Source organism: Cellulomonas algicola (assembly GCF_003851725.1).
Taxonomy (GTDB): Bacteria; Actinomycetota; Actinomycetes; order Actinomycetales; family Cellulomonadaceae; genus Cellulomonas; species Cellulomonas algicola.
The window spans coordinates 1-1,756 of the sequence record NZ_BHYL01000434.1 but is presented as its reverse complement, the minus strand read 5'-3'; the positions used below and the strand labels follow the sequence as shown (position 1 = coordinate 1,756).

Here is a 1,756-nt window from a genome sequence, read left to right as displayed (position 1 = left end):
GGCCCGCCGCCGACGAGGACGCCTTCCGCGCCACGCTCCGGACGCAGTACGAGACGCAGGGCAGCCCGTACTGGTCGACCGCGCGGCTCTGGGACGACGGCGTGATCGACCCGCTCGACACCCGCCGCGTGCTCGGCATGGCGCTCGACGTGTGCGCGACCGTCCCGCTCGACGCGCCCCGACCCGCGCTGTTCCGGATGTGACGCCGTGACCACGACCGAACCCTCGGGCGCCACGACCGCGACCGCGTCGACGGCGACGGACCTGTCCAGGACGACGTCCCACCACGCGTCACCGGCGGCTGCCGACGCGGGACCGTCCGCGGCGCCGCTGTTCGGGTCCGTCCTCGTCGCCAACCGTGGGGAGATCGCCTGCCGCGTGATCGCGACGCTGCGACGCCTCGGCATCCGGTCGGTCGCCGTGTACTCCGACGCCGACCGCGACGCGCGGCACGTCGCGCTCGCGGACACCGCCGTCCGGCTCGGACCCGCGGAGCCGCGTGCCAGCTACCTCGACGTCGACGCCGTCGTGCGGGCCGCGCGCGTCGCCGGTGCCGACGCCGTGCACCCCGGGTACGGGTTCCTGTCCGAGAACGCCGAGCTCGCGCGGGCCTGCACGGACGCCGGGATCGTCTTCGTCGGGCCGGGCGTCCGTGCGCTCGACGTCATGGGCGACAAGATCCGCGCCAAGGACCACGTCGCCGCGGCCGGGGTGCCGGTGATCCCGGGCGCCTCGCTCGCCGGGTCGACGGACGACGACGCGCGCGCGGCCGCCGACCGCGTCGGGTACCCGGTGCTCGTCAAGCCGTCCGCCGGGGGTGGCGGGAAGGGCATGACGGTCGTCGAGCGGGCCGAGGACCTCGTCGACGCGCTCGTCGCGGCCCGCCGTGTCGCCGCCGCGGCGTTCGGCGACGACACGCTGCTGATCGAGCGCCTCGTGACGGCGCCGCGGCACATCGAGGTGCAGGTGCTCGCCGACCCCCACGGGCACGTCGTCCACCTCGGTGAGCGCGAGTGCTCGCTGCAGCGGCGGCACCAGAAGGTCGTCGAGGAGGCACCGTCGCCGCTGCTCGACCAGGCCACGCGCGCCCGGATCGGTGCCGCCGCGTGCGACGTCGCCCGCAGCGTCGACTACGTGGGGGCCGGGACCGTCGAGTTCCTCGTCTCGGACGAGGCGCCCACGGAGTTCTTCTTCATGGAGATGAACACTCGGCTCCAGGTCGAGCACCCCGTCACCGAGCTCGTCACCGGGCTCGACCTCGTGGAGCAGCAGCTGCGCGTCGCCGCGGGCGGGCCGCTGACGTTCGCGCAGGACGACGTCCACCTGTCCGGGCACGCGGTCGAGGCGCGCGTCTATGCCGAGGACACGTCGCGCGACTTCCTGCCGACCACCGGCACGGTCCTGGTCCTCGACGAGCCGTCCGGCGACGGCGTGCGCGTCGACAGCGCGCTGCGGCCCGGGCTGGAGATCGGCACGACGTACGACCCGATGCTCGCCAAGGTCGTCGCGCACGGCGCGGACCGGGCCGAGGCGCTGCGCCGGCTCGACGCGGCCCTCGCCGGGACCGTCGTGCTGGGCGTCCGCACCAACGTCGGGTTCTTGCGCCGCGTGCTCGCCGACCCCGACGTGCGCGCCGGTCGGCTCGACACCGGCCTCCTCGGACGCCTCCTGCCCGGACCGGTCGACGACGACGAACCCGAGCGGCCCGCGGGCGACGTCCGGACCGACCTGACGGCCTGCGTCGCCGCTCCCCCAC

General features: G+C 75.5%; 1 protein-coding gene and 1 pseudogene. Both read left to right on the top strand.

Annotation, left to right across the window (positions count from 1 at the left end; all coding sequences use genetic code 11):
• Nucleotides 1-203: pseudogene (locus CTKZ_RS20470) on the top strand (methylcrotonoyl-CoA carboxylase); the annotation flags it as partial.
• Nucleotides 204-330: 127 nt separating this feature from the next.
• The coding region (locus CTKZ_RS20465) for an acetyl-CoA carboxylase biotin carboxylase subunit (protein ID WP_124344626.1) at nt 331-1,756 on the top strand (1,426 nt) is incomplete at its 3' end.